The sequence below is a fragment of the Spirosoma aerophilum genome (assembly GCF_054782495.1).
In genome coordinates this window covers 696,458-716,883 of record NZ_BAAGSJ010000004.1, presented here as the reverse complement: position 1 = coordinate 716,883, position 20,426 = coordinate 696,458, and the positions used below count along the sequence as shown (strand labels likewise).

Below are 20,426 nucleotides of genomic sequence, written 5' to 3'. Positions count from 1 at the left end.
TTTACACAGGGCTGTCCAGAGACAAAAACGAATTGCCGATAATTCGTGTTGATACATCAAATGAACGCATACATTGATGCTTATGGCTATGGCTGATTACACCATTCCCGCCCAGACGCGCATTGGGCACATACATTTGAAAGTTGCTGACCTCGACCGGGCACTGGCGTTTTACCGCGACCTGCTGGGCTTTTCACTCGTTACCATGTACGGTAAGGAAGCCGCCTTTATTTCGGCCGGGGGCTACCACCATCACATCGGTTTGAATACCTGGTACAGTAAAGATGCATCCCCCGCGCCAACCCGAGCGGCCGGTCTGTTTCATACGGCTATTCTATACCCCACCCGCCGTGATCTGGCTGTGGCGCTCAAGCGGCTCATCGATGCCAGGTACCCCATAACGGGCGCATCGGATCATGGTGTTTCCGAGGCCATCTACCTCAACGACCCCGACCACAATGGCGTTGAACTCTACTGGGATCGCCCGCGCGAGGAGTGGCCGCTGAAACCGGACGGCTCCATCGAGATGTTCACGCATCCGCTGGATCTGGAAGGGCTGCTTGGGGAGATTTGAGGGGGTATCTACCCCCTTCTTACTTCACCAACCCCACCGGCAACTGACCAATGGGCTGAATCTGAATATTTCGATAAAAAACCTCGGCCCCTTCGGACTGGATCTGGATTTTGCCCTTCGTCAGCGGCTCGGCCTGCCCGTTTACGAGGTGGCGGGTTTTGGTGAGGACTAAATTGACTTTGCCGTTCATGACGTGTACGCTGGTGTCGCCAAAGCAATATAATTCCAGTACGTTCCACTGACCGGAGGGCTTCTCGGCATCGGGGTTTTTCAGGCACGACCGTCCGATCGGCGTTTTATCCTGAAAGGTTATGAGCGGGGAAGCCGGGTCATAAACATATCCCTTTTCATTTTTACGGGCGGTAATATCGGCCAGTACGTTCATGACGCCCCAGTAGTCCCCACAGTCGCCCTCCTGCACTTGCAGCTCAAACGATTCCATCCATAACATCGGTGTGCCGTGCGGACCGACGCTGTGATACAACAGGCCACTGTCGCGGGGGCGGTCGAGTTTGGGTGGCCACTTTTGCGTGCCCCATTTAAACTCCATGCGGAGGTGGTAGTTACCGTAGTCGGCCAGGGTATTGATGCCGCCGAAGGTCTCGCCCGAAATGCGTAAGGCCGGTTTACCATCCACCATCACGACGGAGAAAACATGGTTAGGGTCTTTATTCAGTCCAATGGGCGGTGTTTTGTCGTTCTCCCCGTCTTTGGCGTAAGGTTTATCCAGATACGTTTCCCAGCCGGTTAGGTCTTTTCCGTTGAAGAGTGACTGCCACCTGGCCGATGATTGGGCCATTACCGACGAAGCAATGAGCAGGCCGATACCGGCTGCTAGCAAGCGTAATTTCATAACAGAAGGGGTAATAGGCTAATGTATAAGCTGTTGTAATACTTTACTTTCAAGTGTTTTGGTCATGCAGTACTCACTCTTTCGCTCTTTTACCATTCGCTCACTCAAGGAATACAACTTTTAAGAGAACACTCGGTTTATGTCGGGATGTGTTTACTTACTCAACATAAAACCATGAAACAGTTTATCATTCCGGTTCTACTCGGACTCGGCCTGGCCGCTGGCTGCCAAAAGAAAGAAAATGCGAAGGGTGTGGATACCGGCGATCTGGATAGTGCCAAAGAGACCGTCTCGACTATTGGCGATCCCAAATTGCTGTACACACTACCCGCCAAATACAACACGCCCGATGGCATGGCGCTGGCTCCCGACGGAACAGTCTATCTGTCCGTCCCCAATCTGGCCGACAACAGCTCTCCCGGTGTGCTGGTCACGTTTGCTGCCGACTCGGTGAAGTTCTTTACCAGCCTGCCCGTCCACCCCGACACCAAACACGCCTGCCCGATGGATCTGGCGTTTGGCCCCGATGGCAATCTGTATTATGCCGATAACCAGTACGAGAACGATAAAAACTACAAATCGCGGCTCATGCGGGTCAAGATGAGTGGTGGCAAAGCGGTGAGCGTGGAGCCGGTTGTTACGGGTTTCGGGCTGTCGAATGCGGTGGTCTGGAAAGGCAACACCATTTACGTGACCGACAGCCAGTGGGACATGCCCGACAACGACAAAGGCAGCGCCGTGTTTCACTTTACGCTCGATGAACTTAATAAGGGCGTAGTGGCCCTGAAGCCGAAAACGATGGACCCGCACGTGCTGGCGACCTTCACCACGACGGTCAATGAAACGGGCGTCGACAACGGCGCCGACGGGCTGGATTACGACAGCAAAGGGAATTTCTACACCGGATCGTTCGGCGATGGCACGCTTTACAAAATGACCCTCAAGCCCGACGGCTCGCTGGCCTCAAAAGAAGTGGTGAAGGTAAGCGAACCCATTGCCTGCGTCGACGGTCTGATCGTGGACCGCAAAACGGACAAGATCTACCTCTGCAATTCGCGCATGAACTCGATCCAGACCGTAACGCCCGATGGTAAGGTGAGTACCCTGGTGCAGAACGGCGATACCGATGGCAAAGACGGCCGCATCGACCAACCCGCCGAAGTGCTGCTAAAAGGCAACCGGCTTTATATAACGGACTTCGACAAACCCGAAAAGAAGTTCGTCAACACCAAAGCCGACGATGTACACACAATGTCGTATGTTGATCTGGTGAATCAGTGATTAAGTAAATAATGGTCAGTTCATAATGAATATCAAACCGCTACGCGGTCATTATTCACGTTAACTAAGTGGCGGTGCTGGCAAAGTTGATATGAATCGGCTTCGTCAGCACCACCCTATCGGTTGGGCTTCTGGTGTCCGGACGCCTTTTTGTGCCGGGCATTACCTGTCACCAATCAGCACCTTTTTTAAGTCGCCATTCTCTTTCGTTAACAGATACAGGAGGTACGGAGCAAACGCCAGTATGCCTAGGATCATGGCTGCCAGGCCCAGTACGATAGCCGCAGGAGCAAACTTATTCCGCCACATAATCCATAATCCCGAAAGTGCCAGGTAACAGCTGAAATCCAGATTGAATTGCCCATTCCAGGTTAGTGAGGCAATATTGGCGAGGAAGAGTTGAAAGAGGGTTGCGCCTTCGTTCTGAAAAGCCAGGTAGGTATAGACTAGTAGCGCAATGGTCTGGACAAAGAGTAAAAACCGAAGTAGAGGCTGTCTGTTCATTGGGCGATAGAATTCATGTTGATTGGTTTCCAAAGTGGTCCGGCGGCCAACAACAGGAAGAAGATGTTAAAGAAAACATTGGACGTATTGCCCGAAGCCAGGGAGCCCGCACTGTCCAGCACCCACCAGGCTACTAGGCCCGTGAGTACCGATTTTCGAACCCCTTCCGGCGCTGCGTCGTAGACCCATTTTTGTAAGCACCAGATGCAGACGCCCCAGCCAAACAAAAATCCGCCGGTAAGCGCCGAAAGAAACCGGGTGGTAGCTGCGGTATAATCCTGTGCGCCATCCACCGGAAAGCTTAAGAAATCGAGCGCCCACCGGGCCGGTTCCGACGTGGGAACCATACTGCCCAAAAAGAAAACCGGGCCAAACGAACCGACAACAAAAGCGGTAAACTTTAAATACGATTTATAAAACGCTGGATTCATAGCCGCACTTACTTTGTCTTTTGGCAAAGCTACCGGCGTTCACAGCTGTATTTTAGACGCTCCCGTACAATGCACCGGGGCTACCCGAAGTTCTGGGCAATGCGCTTCAAATTTTTAAAGTAATCGGATAGCCATTCATTCGTAAGCGTTTCGGCATTTATTTGCAGAAAGAAATTTTCCAGGGCCAACTCAAACAAACCCTCTGCCTGGTTCTGACTCAACGGTAGTTGCTGGTCTTTCACCCAAATAGACACAAATTCAGAACCGATAATCTGGTTAGACCGGAGTAGCGTTTCCTTATACGCTTTATACTGCTGGTTAATGCGCAACTGCCTGTTAAACAGTAAGTCTGTTTTGTGCGCTACCAGAATTTGTATGAGTTCAGGGTCTATGTTGGCGGCTTTCTTTTCTTTGTCGGCAATAACCTGCGACTGTACCAAATGAAAGGCCAGCAGGAGTTCGATAAACACCTCCAGATCGGCGAAGTGATGGTAAAACGACGATTTGCTAATGCCTACTTTTCGGGCGAGGGTTTCCACCTTCAGGCCACTTTCGCCGGACAAAGCAAAAATTTCGTACCCCACCTTAATCCAGCTGTCTTTATTTTCGATCATGGGCCGAGTTTTCTCCTGCAAATAAAGATAAATAGGGTCGATTACTTAAAACCGATCCTAGCCCTACATACGCTTCATCATTGGCTAAGACAAATTAGAAAGAAGCTCGTAATATGAAAGCTGATGATGTGCCTACGGTGTCGTATGTTGATTTTGAATCAGTAGGTGAGTTGTTGGCTGGCGAAGGTGAGGCTTTATTAGCACCGTTGAAACTTATTTAGATACATATATTAAATCATACATTCAACCAATTGCCATTTTCCAATTGGTTGAATGTATGATTTAATATATGTATAATCGAATTACAGGCTGCCACTTTCTGTGATTTTAGTAAGTTCATATATTTTTTTTAAGGCAATCCGTCTGATTTAAAGCAATTTTTCATAATAGTTAATTAGAGCTATTTTGTCAACGCGTTTTTCTTTAAGTCATCTTTGTAAGATAATTTTAATAATCTAAAATTTTTTTAATCCGTTACTTATAGAAAAAGTAGCGTCAAAGTAAATATTTTTTTGATTCAATGCGTGGATTCAAGACTTCGAAGTAAATATTTACATTGGAAGATATGTAAAATTAGTTGATTCCGTTTGTCATCTTTCATGAATTTAGTTAGGTCGTACTTATTTGTTTTATCTATTGAATAGTAACTACCTTAATTTATGCATTTATTTTACAGAGACTTCACATCATACTGTTTAATTTTCATGAAAATATATGTAGTTATTTTGCTTCTTTTGCCCTTTCACGTGCTACGGGCGCAGGTAAGAAATTTATCGCCAACGTCAAAATTAATTTTGCCGCCTGACTATGACATATCAGGAGCAGATTGGCAACATACTACTATAAGAAAGAATACCTCTTTTGGAGGAGTAAAATTCAATACGTTCGAGGTAACTACCATTGACAGAACAGGTGAATATAAGCATAGGGAAAGCATTCCATACATAGGTGGGGGAGGGTCAGAAACGGTGATTAGTACGTTCTGTTATTGCGACGGCGCGCCTGTACTAGTGAACATAAATACAAATAGAGGGGCGGGAGGATTTATGTCGGCCCTCTCCGATGGATCTGAAACATTGACGAGTGGTGTATTTGAAGAATACTATTGGCGGGTAAAACCTTTATGTTACTATAAAGAAGTAACGAGCCCTACTTTAAAACAAGAGCAGGAAGCAGAACGAATATACAAACAAGCCATTGCGATTCCGGGTAATACATCTGAGAATAGACTAAATAAAATAAAGCTATTAGACCAGTCCATTAAAGAAAATTCTAAGTCTGGTAAGTATCAATATCAAAAAGGAATATCCTGTTATTCTGAAGGCTTGGACCTTGAGTGCATTATCTGTTTTCAAAATTCTATATTACTGGGTTACAAAGCAGACTCTTCTTACTATTACAAAGGTGTATCTCTCGGTAAATTAAAAGAATATAAGCAAGCTTCTGTTGCCCTTGATATGGCAACGCGCCTAAATCCTAATTTTCATTCTGCCTGGTTTTATCTGGGTGAAAGTTATATGCTTCATGGGGCTTTATCGGATGCACTTTATGCATTGAAAAAATATTTACTATTTAAGACAAGTGATGGTGAGAAGGGCTTAAAGTCAGAATCCTATATTAGCGATATACTTACTGAAAAACCTTTCATTATTAAACGATAGGAAGGTAAGTTCCTGCGAAGAATTATGAAGAAAGCTCTGTTAATAGTAGTCGTGCTATTTACGTTTTATACACCGTTACTGGCGCAATACGCGCGTAAGAACGTTAAATTTCTGCCTCCAAAATTCACGTTCAATAGGCAAGCTCAAGAGGGAGGTATGAGCTTGATTGAATTTGCCTATTTCCTTACAGACACTACGCTGATTGTTGTAACTAGCAAATCTACGATCTCTCACCTCTTATACCATATAGTTCATTTTGATGGTAAAAATTTTACTGTAAAAAAGGATATTACAAATGAGTTTTATCCTAATGCTGTTCCATCTTCAGGAAATAACTTCACGTTACAAACAGTGGCTGGAAAAGACTTCTTTTATGCCAGAAGGTTGCCCTATGGCGATGTGAAACAAATTGATAAGAACGGAGAGGTCAAGAGAAATTTTATGACTTCTCTTGACTTTGATTTATCAATTAAATCTAAAGAGCAAAGAGAAAAAGTCGCCGAATTTATGAAGGAAAAGGATCCTAGATATAGACTTTTAGGTATCAATTCTGGATTGATTCAGACGATCGAACCCAATTCGTCCGAAGATGACCTTTTTGGGTTAGGTTACTTCTTATACGATGGATGGGTTAATTATAAACCAAAAAAATATACATCCTACAATATAAATGAATTAAATAAGGTTAAGATAAAAGATGATAAGGTAGATTTTTTCAAACTTGACAAGATAAACTTTTTAAAAAATGGGTTTTCTAACCGCTATATTGACTTTAAAAGAAATCGGATATTTTATATTTCAAAAATTGGTAATATAGCGTCAGCAGTGAGTGATTTTTATAGATACTATTTCACAATTGATGACTATTCTCAAAATAGTAGTGAAGAATTCTTTTTCGGACGAGGCATAAACGAAAAAATAACATCGTTAACTATTGAAAAGGAAAATAATGTTGCTTTTGTAGGATGGGCTGATGGCGTTATTGATACGTATGATTTGACCATAAATGATAGATCTCAAAAAACACTAAATAGACTAAACAGAATTTATGCTAACCCAACAAAAAAAATTACACATATTGCCTATTCTAAAGATAAAAATTATTTAATAAGTGCTGCAACAGATGATGTCGATAAGCCTACATGGGCCTATATAAGAGTCTGGAATTCAAAAAATGATGATCAGGTATACAGTCTGCACGGAGCTAAGGATATCAATCCGGTTTTTGGCGAGGCTAGTATTAAACAACTGGAAGTTAGTCCCGGTGGACGCTATGTACTTGCAGTGGCAGCGACTGGTGAGCTTAAAATTTGGGAAATAAACTAAGAGTGGACAAATCAGTCCCAATTTCTTCTAGATAATTAGGTGATAAATAAGAACCCCCGTTGTTAGCAAGCTCACTAGAGAGCGTCGCTAATAACGGGGGTATAGACTTCATACTTATTAAGGCCATAAGTCTTCGCCTACACGTCTTTGCTTCAACTGCGCGGGCTGAAGGACCGCGGTACGGCTACAATTCTTTCAACTTCATATTCCGCCAGCGGACTTTGATGCCGCCACCGTCATGGATTTGCAGGGCTACGGAGCCTTCGCCTTTACCGATTTTCTCGTCGGTCAGGTCAACCATTTGGGTGCCGTTCAGGAAGGTTTGTACATGGTCGCCCTCTACCCGGATGCGGAGCTTGTTCCAGTCAGTGGGTTTCAGGATGTTCTCTTTCTCGTCGGGAATCTGGATCAGCCAGCCGCGGCCGTATGATTCGTAGATGCCGCCCGTGTCGTGATTCGGTGGCGCTACTTCTACCTGCCAGCCGTTCACTTTGGTGCCTTCTACCGTCGAGCGGAAGAACACACCGCTGTTGCCGTTCGCTTCTTCTTTAAATTCCAATGTCAGGTCGAAGTTTTTGTAGTGCTTCTCCGTAGCGAGGTAGCCGTATTTTTTATCGGGGCCGCTCTCGCAGATCAGCTCGCCGTTCTCGACGTACCATTTCTCGGTGCCGTAGATCTTCCAGCCCGATAGGTCTTTGCCGTTAAACAGCTTAACGGTTTTGGTAGGAGCCGTAAACGCCAGTGCCGTAAACAGCAGGCATATAGCAAGGCATTGTTTCATGGGGTATCAGGTTTTGGGGTTAATAAAATTTTTAAAGAAGTAAGATTTTCGGCTAAAATACAGCAGTTGTGTCATTTCTTCCGCAACGAAATCAAAAATCCACCGCCTGGTGCCGAATGTATTGGCTATGATTTCGTTCGGGTTATGGTTTTGCCATAGACCGGATAATCGATAGGATTCCGGCTGGTGTTGGAATTATCTACATAACGAACCGATTTGGCAGTGTTTTATCCCTTCGTCATGATCACGCATACGGGGGCTGGTACCTTTACCGACTGACCGGTGTAGGTTAGCTTTCCCGTTTTCTGATCGCGTCTAAAGATCGTGATGTTGTCCGTGTCCTGATTGGCCACAAACACAAAGTCACCTTTGGGGTCGATCAGGAAGTTGCGGGGCGTTTTGCCTTCGGTTGGCTGGTCGCCCACTTTGGTGAGCTTGCCATCGGAGCCAATCGCGAAAATAGCCAGTGTATTGGCCCCCCGGTTCGACTGGTACAGAAACTTGCCCGACGGGTCGATGTGGATGTCGGCGCTTGTGTTCTGTCCCGAAAAGTCGGCTGGCAGTGTTTTAATGTTTTGGTCGATCAGCGTTAATGCGCCGGTCTTCGCATTGCGGGAAAACACAGCGACGGTAGATGTCAGCTCTTCGACCAGATACGCGTATTTGCCATTGGGGTGAAAGGTGAAATGGCGCGGCCCGGAGCCGGGGTTCACGGAGGCATAGGGTGTAGCCGCCGGTTTTACTTTGGCGGCCTTCGTGTCGATGTCGAATATATTCACCCTGTCGGTACTGAGGTTGGCTACATACACAAACCGGTTGTCGGGTGCCAGCGTGGCCGAGTGAACATGGGATTTCTCCTGGCGTTGTGCGTTGGGACCTTTGCCCACGTCCTGCACGCTGTCGGAAGCAGCCCCCAGGGTGCCATCGGTCTTAATGGGCAGCACGGCGAGGCTGCCTCCGCCATAGTTGGAGATGAAGGCCATTTTGCCCGTCTTGTCGACGCTAACGTGACAGGGGCCATCCCCCAGCGACGATTGCTCATTCAGGAATTGAAGTTTACCGGTTGCCCTGTCGACGGCATAAGCACCAACGCCCCCCTTTTTATCGGCTCCTTCGTTGGCTGAATACAGGTAGTTGCCGGATGGGTGAACGGCCAGGAAAGATGGGCTTTTTTTGTTCGAAACGGCCTGAACGGGTTGCATTATCCCGGCTTTCCGATCGAATTCGAACACATAAATACCTTCGCTACCCCGAGTGGAATACGTGCCCACATACATCATCTCTTTGCCGGATTGTGCTTGGGCTGACAGGGCTGTGCTTACCATCATACTTACTAATAGCTTGTTCATACGTTCAATAATGAGTCATATCAATAAGCGTTGTCAGAATGTAAACTACCGGCATTGCAGGGGCTTCTTTCGTTGCTGATGTAAAGTTTTTAAAAAAAATAGCAGTTCAATGAGGAAATAATAGAAATAGAATTGTTTAGTTGGTGTATGCTATTGAAACGATTGAACGGAATCCTTTACTTTTGCGAAGCGATTAGCCCCATTCATTCTTAGCTTTTATCGTTAAAACCTAACTTTTCGTTAACACTTCCAGTACTATGAGACGAGTATTGATAATTTTCGCGGCCGTAACTATGCTAGCTTCCTGTAACAGCAAGAAGCGCCTGGCCGAAATTAAATCGTTGCAGGATGCCCGTGATAAGGCTGTTGCGTCCCTGAACGATTGCGATCAGCGTACCGCTACCCTTCGTTCGCAACTGTCAGCCAAAGACACTGATTTACAAGGTAAAGACAAACAAGTGAGCGATCTGCAGTCGCAAATAGATTATCTCAAAAGAACGAATACGAACCTTCTTGACCGGATGTCGGATTTGTCGATCGTGAGTAAATCGGGTGCCGAAAGCATCAAAAAATCACTTGAAACACTAAACGAACAGACCAAATACACCAACAACCTGAATGCGTCTATTCAGCGGAAAGATTCGATCAATCTGGCGCTGGTCATGAGTCTGAAACGGTCGCTGGATGACATCAACGACCAGGATGTACAAGTTGAAGTGAAGAAAGGTGTTGTGTACGTATCCCTTTCCGACAAACTTCTCTTCAAATCCGGTAGCTATGACGTTCTACCTGCCGCTGAAGTGGTTTTAGGTAAAGTGGCCAAGGTAGTTAATGACCACAAAGACCTCGATATTCTGGTGGAAGGCCACACGGACGCTGTCCCCATTGCCACAAACGCCATCAAAGACAACTGGGACCTGAGCGCCCTGCGGGCTACATCGGTTGTTCGGACTTTGCAAACCAAGTTTAGTGTAGCACCCACGCGGATGACTGCCGGTGGCCGGTCGGAGTTCTCGCCAAAAGATGACAACACAACGTCGGTTGGTCGTCAGCAAAACCGTCGTACAGAAATCATCATTACCCCAAAACTTGATCAGTTCTTCAATCTGTTGTCGAGCGGTCAGGCTGGTGGCAGCAAATAATTTACAAGGCCTTTCGGGTTATTCGAAAGCCGGTTCTAAAAAGCCCTCTCAGGACTACCTGAGAGGGCTTTTTGATGTAGCGTGGAAGGGTATTCCGCGTAGCCGTCAGGCTACTATACAGTGTGGTCTGTTTATCGAAATCCCGTTCGGTTGATAGCGTATCCGATAGGTTTTGAGAAACCTACCGGGTCAGTTTTAAGAAACTGACAGCACAAGCAGATACCCCGGCCTAAACGCAAATCGGGCTGCCTAAGATGATTTCTTAAGCAGCCCGAGGATGAGACAGTATTAATTTTTCGACGCGTTATTCCGACCGTTTTGATTCTTCTTCCGGTTCGGGTAATAGTGATTCCGGTGTTGGCTGGCTTGGCGTATCGTCTGTCGGTTCAGGAGCTTCGTTAATGGGTTCCGACGTGGTTGGCTCCTGATGCGTATGGCTCTCTTCGTCAATAAATTCAGAGGCAGGTAACACGGCTGCGTTAGTGGCATCCGGTCCCGAAACAGGAAGGAGGCTGTCTTCGATAGGCGGTTCGCCGAAGAACCGGCGCTGGAAGAACAGGATCAGACAGACACCAATGAAAATGCAGGAATCGGCAATGTTAAAAATGGGTGTCGAGTAATACTGACCACCCCAAACGGGTACCCATTCCGGAATGAACCCTTCCCACACGTCAACAAAGATCATGTCGATCACCTGCCCGTGGAACCAGGGGGTAGGGGAGCCATAAGGAGCGTTGTTCAGAAAGACCCCATAAAACGTACTGTCGATAACGTTACCGACGGCACCGGCCAGAATCATGGCCATTGCCCAGAGCAGACCATTCGGAGCACCCCGATTGGCCAGACTTACTAAGTAGAAGCCAATACCGACCATTGCAAAGAGCCGGAAGACACTTAACAGAAGTTTTCCGTATTCATGTCCCAGTTGCATCCCGAAGGCCATCCCGGGATTCAGCACATAATGGAGCTTCAACCAATCGCCAGCCACCTTGATCTGGCCCGCAAAGCCGGGTGCCATGTAAAAATGAACAGCCAGCTTCACGCCCTGATCGAGTAGAATCAGCAGCAGCGTCAGCAGAAAAAACTTATAGGGACTTTTCTGAATCATAATAAAAAGACAGCAAGGTGCCGACCAATCGACCGGGACCTTGCTGTTTGTGAGTACTCAACTTATTTAGAGCCTTTCCGGCGTTTCAATTCATTACTAACCAGCGTAAACTCGCGGCTACTCTGTCCGGCAATCGACTTGTTCTCATCGGCCCGACGGAACAAATAAGGCATAACAGTTTCTACAGGACCGTAGGGTACATATTTGGCAACGTTGTATCCGGCATTGGCAAGGTTGTACGAAATGTTGTCGCTCATGCCCAGTAGTTGGGCGAAGTATATATGCACATCGTCGGGAGCAATGCCCATTTCCTGCATATGCTGAACGCAATACTGGCAGCTCTCTTCATTATGAGTACCCAGACAAATCGAGATGGTTTGGCGATTCTGCAAACAGAAGTCGATCGCTTCGTTAAAGGCTTTATCGGTTTCTGCCTTCGTGGGCTGAATGGGGTCCTGGTATTCCTCTTCGTGGGCGCGCAGGCGCTCTTTTTCGAGGTAGGCCCCGCGCACCAGTTTTACCCCCAGGTAATAGCCTTTGGCTTGTGCTTCGGCCGTATCCCGTTGAAGGTGAGACATACTTTCCCAGCGGTACATCTGGTACGTATTGTAAACGATAGGGCGCTCATGGTTATAGCGGTCCATCATTTCATACGCCAGCGTGTCGATGGTATCCTGTATCCAGCTTTCTTCAGCATCGATAAAAACGCGTACATTCCGTTCATGAGCCCGCTGACAAATGGTATCAACACGCTTCATGACCCGGTCAAATTCAGCTTTCTGTTCTTTGTTGAGGGAGTCGCCAATCTGGATCGCTTCCAGCAGGTTGGTAGAGGCAATACCCGTCACCTTAAAGACAGAAAAAGGAATGTCGTTGGATTCGCTGGCCCGCTCGATGGTCCGAAGGATTTCGAGTGTTGTCTCGTCGAAACTTTTTTCAGTTTCCTCACCCTCAACCGAATAGTCGAGGATAGTTCCTACATGGACATCGTGTAGGGTCCGGATTGTTTTTTCAGAGTCCTGGATGCTCTCTCCTCCACAAAATTGGTCGAAAATTGTGTTTTTAATGAGGAATTTGATGGGGAGACGTAAGCGTAGGGCGATCTTTATAAAAAAAGTCCCTAAATTTACCAGCCATCCCTTATTCATCAACGCAAATAACCAGTAGGTCTTTCGGAGTTTAAAGTCCGACTGGGACGAAAAAGCAATCGAAGTGTCCTCAAAGGAAAGGGGGCTAATGGTTGACTTGACGTCTTTCAGGCCCTGGACAGTCTCCGGCATTAGATTACTTCGGTTCGACATATCAGTGCTCCGTTTGGGCGGTGCTACTAGCATAGCTTAAGTGCGTGTCGGCTAACACGACCGAAATATATAACGAAATTTCGGTCAATCGGTCAATGTGCCGGCGCGGCTTGGTTCGACAAACTAAAAACGGTTATAGACAAATGAAGGAACCGGCTTGAAAGACAGCCAATTCCTCTGCAAATATACCACAAAATTAAATTTAAAGTTCCCCATAGAGTAGCAGGTGTTACTCTTAGATTAGGCGTATAGTATGAAAGTAGAATTAGCCGTAGAGCCGCTTGGATCGTGGATTGATACCAACGGCAAACCTCTGATCATTGCCGGACCGTGCAGTGCTGAGACCGAAGATCAATTAGTAGAAACTGCCCGCCAGTTGAAAGCGCTGGACGCGGTTCATGTTATCCGCGCGGGCGTATGGAAGCCCCGCACCCGGCCGGGTAGTTTTGAAGGTATGGGCGAAGCCGCTCTGCCCTGGATCCAGCGCGCCAAAGCGGAAACGGGTTTGCCGTTTGCCGTGGAAGTCGCTACGCCCGAGCACATCGAACTGGCTCTGAAATATGGTGTTGATATTCTGTGGGTAGGTGCCCGGACGACCGTTAACCCATTTAACGTACAGGAAATTGCTGATGCCCTGCGTGGCGTTGATGTTCCTGTGTTGGTAAAAAACCCGGTAAACCCGGACTTAGCCCTTTGGGTAGGTGCGTTCGAGCGTCTGGCCGGAGCGGGTATCAAGAAACTGGGTGCTATTCACCGTGGTTTTGCTACAGGTGAAGCCAGCAAGTACCGTAACATTCCGATGTGGCAGATGGCCATTGAACTGAAGTCGATCTTTCCTCAGTTGCCTATCATCGGCGATCCCAGTCACATGTCGGGTAAGCGTGCTTACCTGAACGAACTGGCTCAGATGGCGATGGACCTGAACTACGACGGTCTGATCGTTGAATCGCACATTGACCCCGATAAAGCGTGGAGTGATGCCGCCCAGCAGTTGACCCCAGCCGCTTTCGGCGACATGCTCGACCATCTTCAAATTCGGCAGGTTGAGTCGCAGAATCTGGAATTCCAAAGCTTTGTGGAGCAGTCGCGTCGTAATATCGACAACGTTGACCGGCAGATCGTTGAAATGCTGGGCGCCCGGATGGCCCTCGTTGAGCGTCTGGCCGAGTACAAGCGCGACAATAACGTTACGCTGTTCCAGCCTGAGCGTTGGAAGGAAATCCTGAAAACACGTACCGAACTCGGTAAAAAACTGAATCTGTACCCCGAACTGGTGGAAGAGATCTACAAGATCATCCACATGGAGTCGATTCGGAAGCAAACCGAAATCATAAACAGCGCTGCCCAAAACGCCTAGTTCGTTTTTGGTGCAGTTAATGAATTGAGTGGAGTAGGGACTGGTCTCTACTCCACTTTTTTTGTGGGTAGGACTTTTTTATGAAAGATGGCTTCCGTCGATGAAGGCTAAAGATGGCACGCGGATAACCTTAAGCGAGTGGAATGAGGAATGGAGACAAGTTACGGTTCCAACTTACCTCACCCATTTCACTAACGCCACCACGTCACTTCAACTTCAACGTTCTCGTGGCGTTATTATAACCGGCGAAGCAGCCGAGGCCACCCTGGATATTGCTGGGGATCAGGACAGGTTCGGCAAAGGGATTGTTGCGCGACCGACGCTGCCGAATGATGGCCTCCTGATATCGGTAATAGGATTGCTCAACGCTCAGCAGGCTAACCGTAACGGAAGCGGTGTTGTATTGGTTGAAAAAGCCCGTTTGCAGGGTGCTGGTCGATGAGTTGGGCGTTATAAACGCCCTGCCCGACGGTATAATGGTACCATCCAGACCATCATCGGTAAATAAGCCCCGCCTGTCATCGTCGAACGAAAGGCTCGTATAAGCCTCTTCACGAACGTTTGTTTTCGTTGTATACCGAAAAATACCGGCAACCTGATACGCGTTTGCCTGCCCGGCAGGGTCTTGCCAATTTACCCGGATATAATACCGCTCGGTCGGTCTGCGATTCTGGGTTTCTGCCAGCGAATCAAATTTGATAACGGTTGGGTCGACGGCTTGAGGAATGGTGCAGGTACTGGTAGCGCGCTGACCGTTGGCTGTCGTAACGGTGAGTGAATAGGTATGACCGGCCAGAATGGGTAACAACCGGGTACTGGCGCTGTAATAGAACTGCTTTGTCGTATCGACACCTTGCTTCAGATTATTGTAGAGCAACCTGACCGATTGGTTGCCATCGGCTATTGTTACCGTGGCATCTGTTATGTTATTCCCTGTCTGCAACAAACTAAGGCTGTCACCAACCACCGTGTTGGAACGGGTTACCTTGATAGTCAATACGGTGTCTTGCGGACATAAGAAGCCGCTAACAACGAGTTTAGCTTGTTCAAGGCCCAATTGCTCCGGGTCGACTTCGTTGCGGAGACTGTTGCAACTTCCAAGCAGGGCAATCATAGCCAGATAAATGGCTAAACCAGAAAGAGCGAATCCACTTCGGGCGGTTGAGTACATCAAAACTTGAAATTATAGCTGACAGAGGGTACGACAGGAAACACGGAGTAGCGAAACAGAGCCGTTCGGGTGGGCTCGGTGGCGGTGGCGGCAACGGACTCCAGGCGGTAGAAAAATGGGTTTCGGCGGTCGTACATATTATACACACTGAATTCCCAGGTGCGTTCGTGGTGCTTCATCTGCTTGTGAAACTGAATGCCCAGATCGAAGCGATGGTAGGGTTCGGCCCGGAAACTATTCTTCTGGGTACCGTAATCGTCGACGGTGCGCCCGTTGTTGAAAAACGACTGAACAATACCCGGCGAGCCACCGTAGACCAGCGTATTGCCCGCCCGGTAGGTATCATAGCGGCCCACCGGAACGGTCAGCGCATTGCCCGTGCCATATACCCAGACCGCCGACAGGGTGATCCGCTTACTGAGGTCGTAGATGCCCACCAGCGAAACATCGTGCCGACGGTCGTAGCGCGGATAGTAAGGCTGACCACCGTTAAGCTCGGCAAATTGCCACTGAGTCCAGGAAAGCGTGTAACCCGCCCAGCCCGAGAAACGGCCCGCTTTTTTTTGCAGCAGTACTTCTCCGCCATAGGACCAGCCGCGCCCGGCCGTTACATTGTCTTCCCACCGAATGCTGTTGGCCGAGGTTGGGTCATTGATCAGTAAAAAACTCGCTCCTTCCTTGTAGTTGATGATGTTGTTCATGGACTTGTAATAGCCTTCGACGGTCAGCGTCAGCCCTTTGGCGAACGCGCCCCCGGTCGTGAAGTCTTTGGCCAAACCAACCGCTACCTGCTGCGATTGCTGTGGTTTGACCCGGTCGGTGCTGGGTACCCATAAATCGGTCGGGAGGCCAATGCCGGTATTCGACAACAGATGAATGTACTGATTCATAAGCGCATACGACGCCTTGATAGACAGGTCGGGTTTGAGTGTATAGGCCGCCGAGAAACGGGGTTCTGGTTTCAGATAGCTCGCATCTGTCTGTCGAAAATAACTCAGCCGCAGGCCGCCATTCATGCGCCATCGGCTGGACGGCCGCCAGGTGTCTTCGGCATACATGCCCGACTCCAGCACATCAATGGTATTGATATTGTTAATGGACTGATTGATACCAGCGTTTTGCAGGACAACGGCACTGGGCGTAAAACGATGATAAGTGTTCTGCATGCCCGCCTTTATGGAGTGCTGAGGAGTGGGGTAGTAATCGACGTCATATTTCAGCGAGAAATCCCGAATGCCGGAATTGTATTCGAGTGAATAGGTATCCGTTGCCAGTGTGCTTTTCTCGACCGCCGATATCTGGAATTTATAGTCGCTGAAAATCAGGGACAGGTTGGCAAATAGTTTCTGGTTGAACAGGTGATTCCAGCGGAGGGTACCCGTTGCATTGCCCCAGCCCAGGCCGATGTCATTGTTCTGGGTGTTGTCGTGGGCGTAGAACCGGTCGCGGCCGAAGTAGCCGCTTAGGTAAATTTTGTCGGTTGGGCTGAAATCGTAATTCGCTTTCGCGTTCAGATCATAGAAATAATAACCCGCCTGGGTTTGCCCTTTGGTCTGTGCATTGATCAACGGAGCGGCTACAATATCGAGGTACGTCCGGCGGCCGGATACCAGAAATGACCCGGACCGCTGCCCTGTCTTTTTATTATTCGTGAGTGGCCCTTCGAGCGTGAGCCGGGATGCAATCAGGCCAATACCGCCTTCGCCATGCAGCTTTTCGCGGTTGCCGTCTTTCATATTCAGGTCGATGACCGACGACAGCCGCCCGCCGTACCGGGCCGGGAAGCCGCCTTTGATCAGCTCGACACTTTTAATCGCATCGCCGTTAAAGACCGAGAAGAAACCGAACAGGTGACTGGCATTATACACAACGGCATCGTCCAGAATGATGAGGTTCTGATCCGGCCCGCCCCCCCGAACGTAAATTCCCGTTTGCCCTTCCGAACCCTTCTGAACACCCGGCATCAGTTGCAGTACTTTCAGCACGTCTTTCTCGCCCAGAAAAGCCGGTATTTTCTTGATCTGCGCAACAGGAACATCAATAGCACTCATCTGCGCACTCTCGCTCACTTTTTCGGTCAGACGACCGGCTTTCACCTCAACCGATGTTAACGCCTGGCCGGGCGACAGCAGTACGTTGACCGTCTGGTTTTTGCGAAAAGCAACCGGGCGTTCGATGGATTCGTAGCCGACAAACGAATAGGCCACACGTACACTATCCTGAGCGGGCAGTGTAAGCGAATAAAAACCGTAGGTGTTGGTAGTAGTGCCGGTGGTGGTGCCGGGTAAATAGACATTTACGCCAATCAGGGCCTCCAGACTTCCGGCTTCCCGAACGTAGCCACTAATGGTAAACCGGGTGGTTGTCTGGGCTTGTAAGCGGCTGATAAACAGAAAGAAAAAAAGAAAGGCCTGTACTCGTATGCGCATGGGTGCGGGCAAACTAAAGAGCGTGTTGGTTTTGTTGTATAAGTAGAAAACTAAACGGGCGTGACCACAGCAGTCACTTTTCTGAGGTAACTTATAACGAAACGACGAAGCTAGTGATCAATTGCTCATTTTCCCCCGCCGGTTCAAACAAAAGGCCTGATTACAAGGTACTATACCCGGAAAAGAACCCTGTGCTGAACGCCTGACGACTATGCTTCAATTCGATAAACTTTCGCTCAATATACCGGACACGACAAAACCGCGTGTCGTCATTATCGGTGGTGGATTTGGTGGCATGAATCTGGCCAAAAGTCTGCGCAACACCGATGTTCAGATCGTGCTGCTGGATAAACAAAATTACAACGGTTTCTGGCCGTTGTTGTACCAGGTAGCTACGGCGGGTCTGGAACCCGACGCTATTGCTGAACCTTTCCGGAAGATGTTCGACGGGTTCGAAGACTTCCATTACCGCATGGTGCGGGTCAACAAAATAGACCCGGCTACGAAAACGGTAACAACCCTGATCGGTGATCTGCACTATGATTACCTGGTGATTGCCAGCGGAACGAAGTCCAACTTTTTTGGCAATAAAGAGATTCAGAAATACTCGTTCCCGCTGAAAACGGTTCCCGAAGCGCTCAACGTGCGAAGTCAGTTTCTGCAGTGCTTCGAGCAGGCCAGCGTCACCACCGACCCTGCTGAACGGGAAAGTCTGCTGACGTTCGTCATTGCCGGAGCGGGGCCAACGGGGGTAGAAATGGCCGGTTCGCTGGCCGAAATGCGCAAACACGTGCTCCCCAGCGATTACCCGGGTCTGGATTTTAGCCAGATGAAGATATTCATCGTAGAAGGGCTGGGCAAAGTGTTGCCGCCCATGTCGGAGGAAGCTGGTAAAAAAGCCCAGCGGTACCTCGAAGACCTGGGTGTTATCATCAAGCTCAACACACTGGTCGAGTCGTACGACGGCGAGACGGTCACCTTTAAAGGGGGTGAGCAGATACGAACCCAGACCCTGGTGTGGGGCGCTGGCGTAACGGGAGCATTGATCGACGGCATCCCTGCTGAGTCGATCGAGCGGGGCCGGATTCTGGTGGATCCTGTCAACCGCGTACAAGGCCTGACGAATGTGTTTGCCATTGGTGATATTGCCCTGATGAAACTGGACGATTACCCCAAAGGACATCCCGGCGTAGCGCAGCCCGCCATTCAGCAGGGCGAGCATCTGGCCAAAAATATTCGTCGGTTGATGAAGAACGAGCCGACAGAGCCGTTCAAATATTTTGATAAAGGCTCACTGGCCATTGTAGGCCGCAGTCGTGCCGTGGCCGATCTGCCGGGAAATATACACCTGGGCGGTTTTGTGGCCTGGATGGCCTGGCTGTTCGTCCATATCTGGTATCTGGTAGGCTTCCGCAGTAAGCTGGTCGTCTTCAGCAACTGGGTATACCGTCTGTTCACCTACGAGCGTGGCACCCGGATCATTATCCGGCCATTTATCCGCAAAGACGATAAAGTAGGGCAGGAGATGATGGCCCAGAGTGAATAGAGGTATGGCACATGGATTAGTGTGGTTTTTAGGATAACTTATGATTTCTGTTTTTCATTTATAGATCATAGGTCATCCTAAAGACCACATTAATCCGTGTGCTATCCGTCACCGCCGGTTAATTGGGTAATTGAAGCCGAACTGGTATTTGTACTGGAGCGAATAAAAGTGGTGCGTAGCCAGACCCTGCTGGTCGGCACCGAGCCGGGTGTTGGTGTAATCGGCCCAGGCTCCCTGGAAATCGGATTGCAGAAAGAAGTATTTGAAAATATCCATCCTCAGCCCGGCGCTCAGAGCGGCCACCATACCGTGATAATGGAAAGGCCCTTCCTGACCATTGCCCAGTACAGTCGAAATGGTGTAGGAGATCAGCGGCCCTCCGCCTACTTTTCCGATAGCGCTCAAGTCAAGGTGTTTGGCATGCCACAATTTCTTGCGCTTGACTAGGTTAAGCATCAGGTAATTATTCCCATTCGTGTGCTGCAAGTGAACGAAGTTTGGCGTTACCAGCGTGTCCTTGTCGATCTGATGGCCCCGGATCTGCCCCTGTACGTGAATAACCTGGTTATCTGTAACGATATACTTTAGGTGGTCCCAGCTGATTTCAATGCCCAGATCGTGTTTATCGTTGAAGAAATAACCGGCGTTCATGTCGTACTGCGGAACGGTCAGGTTGTCAAGTTTATAAAAGTCGTGTAAATCCGGACGGTCATGGGCTTTCGCGTGGATAAACGTGAAGTCGTAATTATCGGTCGTTGTGTTGCGGAAGTGAATGGTACTGGCGGTGTACCATTCCCGGTTGTAGCCCCAGGTGAAATAAAAGCTGCCAGACTGTTTTCCTGATTTGAACGGAAGGGGTTGTTGCGCGAAGGCTGTTTGAAAGAGGCAATAATAAATCAAAGGCACAAGTAAACGTGTCTGCTTCATAAAGTTTAACAAGAACGGTGGTAGGAGGTATGTAACTCGATAGATGAGGCACAAAATAGCCTCATGAGTTC

Annotated in this window: 18 protein-coding genes; 7 read left to right on the top strand and 11 right to left on the bottom strand. The window is 48.6% G+C overall.

Annotation, left to right across the window (positions count from 1 at the left end):
• The first annotated feature begins 88 nt into the window (after positions 1-88).
• Positions 89-574 carry a VOC family protein gene (locus ACYVK4_RS04820; RefSeq protein ID WP_461126660.1) on the top strand — a complete coding sequence of 162 codons (486 nt, stop codon included), beginning with the start codon at positions 89-91 and terminating at the stop codon, positions 572-574.
• Between the two features lie 19 nt (positions 575-593).
• On the opposite strand, the gene ACYVK4_RS04815 is transcribed toward ACYVK4_RS04820, so the two are convergent.
• A complete protein-coding gene (locus tag ACYVK4_RS04815; RefSeq protein WP_461126341.1) occupies positions 594-1,427 on the bottom strand; it encodes a 3-keto-disaccharide hydrolase in 834 nt (277 codons plus the stop codon).
• 174 nt (positions 1,428-1,601) lie between these two features.
• On the opposite strand from ACYVK4_RS04815, the gene ACYVK4_RS04810 reads away from it, so the two are divergent.
• Positions 1,602-2,708 carry an SMP-30/gluconolactonase/LRE family protein gene (locus ACYVK4_RS04810; protein WP_461126340.1) on the top strand — a complete coding sequence of 369 codons (1,107 nt, stop codon included), beginning with the start codon at positions 1,602-1,604 and terminating at the stop codon, positions 2,706-2,708.
• Between the two features lie 162 nt (positions 2,709-2,870).
• Here ACYVK4_RS04810 and ACYVK4_RS04805 read toward each other — a convergent pair whose 3' ends face one another.
• Genes ACYVK4_RS04805 through ACYVK4_RS04795 form a run of 3 tightly spaced genes read right to left on the bottom strand, consistent with a single transcriptional unit; the run spans position 2,871 to position 4,257 of the window.
• The gene (locus tag ACYVK4_RS04805) at positions 2,871-3,212 is read right to left on the bottom strand and encodes a hypothetical protein (RefSeq protein WP_461126339.1); all 342 of its coding nucleotides are present in this window, start codon (positions 3,210-3,212) and stop codon (positions 2,871-2,873) included.
• Positions 3,209-3,670 carry a hypothetical protein gene (locus tag ACYVK4_RS04800; RefSeq protein ID WP_461126338.1) on the bottom strand — a complete coding sequence of 154 codons (462 nt, stop codon included), beginning with the start codon at positions 3,668-3,670 and terminating at the stop codon, positions 3,209-3,211. The genes ACYVK4_RS04805 and ACYVK4_RS04800 overlap by 4 nt, the downstream gene beginning before the upstream one ends.
• Positions 3,671-3,723: 53 nt before the next feature.
• Positions 3,724-4,257: a TetR/AcrR family transcriptional regulator gene (locus ACYVK4_RS04795; RefSeq protein WP_461126337.1), complete on the bottom strand. Its 534-nt coding sequence runs from the start codon at positions 4,255-4,257 to the stop codon at positions 3,724-3,726.
• A gap of 704 nt (positions 4,258-4,961) precedes the next feature.
• On the opposite strand from ACYVK4_RS04795, the gene ACYVK4_RS04790 reads away from it, so the two are divergent.
• A complete protein-coding gene (locus tag ACYVK4_RS04790; protein WP_461126336.1) occupies positions 4,962-5,918 on the top strand; it encodes a tetratricopeptide repeat protein in 957 nt (318 codons plus the stop codon).
• Positions 5,919-5,942: 24 nt separating this feature from the next.
• A complete protein-coding gene (locus ACYVK4_RS04785; protein ID WP_461126335.1) occupies positions 5,943-7,244 on the top strand; it encodes a WD40 repeat domain-containing protein in 1,302 nt (433 codons plus the stop codon).
• Positions 7,245-7,428: 184 nt separating this feature from the next.
• Here the strand turns inward: ACYVK4_RS04785 and ACYVK4_RS04780 are convergent, their stop codons facing one another.
• Entirely contained in the window at positions 7,429-8,025 is a 597-nt protein-coding gene (locus tag ACYVK4_RS04780; protein WP_461126334.1) for a 3-keto-disaccharide hydrolase, read from the bottom strand.
• Between the two features lie 227 nt (positions 8,026-8,252).
• Positions 8,253-9,374 (bottom strand): lactonase family protein, encoded by a 1,122-nt coding sequence (locus ACYVK4_RS04775; protein ID WP_461126333.1) that lies wholly within the window; start codon positions 9,372-9,374, stop codon positions 8,253-8,255.
• 257 nt (positions 9,375-9,631) lie between these two features.
• Here ACYVK4_RS04775 and ACYVK4_RS04770 point away from each other — a divergent pair, with 257 nt between their 5' ends.
• Complete coding sequence (locus tag ACYVK4_RS04770) at positions 9,632-10,516, top strand: OmpA/MotB family protein (protein WP_461126332.1); 885 nt, start codon at positions 9,632-9,634, stop codon at positions 10,514-10,516.
• Positions 10,517-10,820: 304 nt separating this feature from the next.
• Here the strand turns inward: ACYVK4_RS04770 and ACYVK4_RS04765 are convergent, their stop codons facing one another.
• Together ACYVK4_RS04765 and ACYVK4_RS04760 are read right to left on the bottom strand one after the other, a co-directional pair.
• Positions 10,821-11,624, bottom strand: coding sequence for a lipoprotein signal peptidase (locus ACYVK4_RS04765; protein WP_461126331.1), 804 nt, complete (start codon positions 11,622-11,624; stop codon positions 10,821-10,823).
• 62 nt (positions 11,625-11,686) lie between these two features.
• Positions 11,687-12,904 (bottom strand): proline dehydrogenase family protein, encoded by a 1,218-nt coding sequence (locus ACYVK4_RS04760; RefSeq protein WP_461126659.1) that lies wholly within the window; start codon positions 12,902-12,904, stop codon positions 11,687-11,689.
• Between the two features lie 274 nt (positions 12,905-13,178).
• On the opposite strand from ACYVK4_RS04760, the gene ACYVK4_RS04755 reads away from it, so the two are divergent.
• Complete coding sequence (locus ACYVK4_RS04755; protein ID WP_461126330.1) at positions 13,179-14,282, top strand: chorismate mutase; 1,104 nt, start codon at positions 13,179-13,181, stop codon at positions 14,280-14,282.
• 205 nt (positions 14,283-14,487) lie between these two features.
• Here the strand turns inward: ACYVK4_RS04755 and ACYVK4_RS04750 are convergent, their stop codons facing one another.
• The gene (locus tag ACYVK4_RS04750) at positions 14,488-15,453 is read right to left on the bottom strand and encodes a DUF4249 domain-containing protein (protein ID WP_461126329.1); all 966 of its coding nucleotides are present in this window, start codon (positions 15,451-15,453) and stop codon (positions 14,488-14,490) included.
• On the bottom strand, positions 15,453-17,882 hold the full coding sequence (locus tag ACYVK4_RS04745) for a TonB-dependent receptor (protein ID WP_461126328.1): 2,430 nt from the start codon (positions 17,880-17,882) through the stop codon (positions 15,453-15,455). Before ACYVK4_RS04745 ends, ACYVK4_RS04750 begins: the two co-directional genes overlap by 1 nt.
• 211 nt (positions 17,883-18,093) lie before the next feature.
• On the opposite strand from ACYVK4_RS04745, the gene ACYVK4_RS04740 reads away from it, so the two are divergent.
• Entirely contained in the window at positions 18,094-19,428 is a 1,335-nt protein-coding gene (locus ACYVK4_RS04740) for an NAD(P)/FAD-dependent oxidoreductase (protein WP_461126327.1), read from the top strand.
• A 108-nt stretch (positions 19,429-19,536) separates the two neighbouring features.
• Here the strand turns inward: ACYVK4_RS04740 and ACYVK4_RS04735 are convergent, their stop codons facing one another.
• Positions 19,537-20,355 carry a hypothetical protein gene (locus ACYVK4_RS04735; protein ID WP_461126326.1) on the bottom strand — a complete coding sequence of 273 codons (819 nt, stop codon included), beginning with the start codon at positions 20,353-20,355 and terminating at the stop codon, positions 19,537-19,539.
• Positions 20,356-20,426: the final 71 nt, after the last annotated feature.

What these genes read in the sequence shown, in the direction of transcription:
- ACYVK4_RS04755 (WP_461126330.1), top strand. Translation starts at nt 13,179, where the DNA reads ATGAAAGTAGAATTAGCCGTAGAGCCGCTTGGATCGTGGATTGATACC.
- ACYVK4_RS04785 (WP_461126335.1), top strand. Translation starts at nt 5,943, where the DNA reads ATGAAGAAAGCTCTGTTAATAGTAGTCGTGCTATTTACGTTTTATACA.
- ACYVK4_RS04775 (WP_461126333.1), bottom strand. Translation starts at nt 9,374, where the DNA reads ATGAACAAGCTATTAGTAAGTATGATGGTAAGCACAGCCCTGTCAGCC.
- ACYVK4_RS04735 (WP_461126326.1), bottom strand. Translation starts at nt 20,355, where the DNA reads ATGAAGCAGACACGTTTACTTGTGCCTTTGATTTATTATTGCCTCTTT.
- ACYVK4_RS04795 (WP_461126337.1), bottom strand. Translation starts at nt 4,257, where the DNA reads ATGATCGAAAATAAAGACAGCTGGATTAAGGTGGGGTACGAAATTTTT.
- ACYVK4_RS04760 (WP_461126659.1), bottom strand. Translation starts at nt 12,904, where the DNA reads ATGCCGGAGACTGTCCAGGGCCTGAAAGACGTCAAGTCAACCATTAGC.
- ACYVK4_RS04740 (WP_461126327.1), top strand. Translation starts at nt 18,094, where the DNA reads ATGCTTCAATTCGATAAACTTTCGCTCAATATACCGGACACGACAAAA.
- ACYVK4_RS04770 (WP_461126332.1), top strand. Translation starts at nt 9,632, where the DNA reads ATGAGACGAGTATTGATAATTTTCGCGGCCGTAACTATGCTAGCTTCC.
- ACYVK4_RS04805 (WP_461126339.1), bottom strand. Translation starts at nt 3,212, where the DNA reads ATGAACAGACAGCCTCTACTTCGGTTTTTACTCTTTGTCCAGACCATT.
- ACYVK4_RS04820 (WP_461126660.1), top strand. Translation starts at nt 89, where the DNA reads ATGGCTGATTACACCATTCCCGCCCAGACGCGCATTGGGCACATACAT.
- ACYVK4_RS04750 (WP_461126329.1), bottom strand. Translation starts at nt 15,453, where the DNA reads ATGTACTCAACCGCCCGAAGTGGATTCGCTCTTTCTGGTTTAGCCATT.
- ACYVK4_RS04815 (WP_461126341.1), bottom strand. Translation starts at nt 1,427, where the DNA reads ATGAAATTACGCTTGCTAGCAGCCGGTATCGGCCTGCTCATTGCTTCG.
- ACYVK4_RS04780 (WP_461126334.1), bottom strand. Translation starts at nt 8,025, where the DNA reads ATGAAACAATGCCTTGCTATATGCCTGCTGTTTACGGCACTGGCGTTT.
- ACYVK4_RS04810 (WP_461126340.1), top strand. Translation starts at nt 1,602, where the DNA reads ATGAAACAGTTTATCATTCCGGTTCTACTCGGACTCGGCCTGGCCGCT.
- ACYVK4_RS04745 (WP_461126328.1), bottom strand. Translation starts at nt 17,882, where the DNA reads ATGCGCATACGAGTACAGGCCTTTCTTTTTTTCTTTCTGTTTATCAGC.
- ACYVK4_RS04790 (WP_461126336.1), top strand. Translation starts at nt 4,962, where the DNA reads ATGAAAATATATGTAGTTATTTTGCTTCTTTTGCCCTTTCACGTGCTA.
- ACYVK4_RS04765 (WP_461126331.1), bottom strand. Translation starts at nt 11,624, where the DNA reads ATGATTCAGAAAAGTCCCTATAAGTTTTTTCTGCTGACGCTGCTGCTG.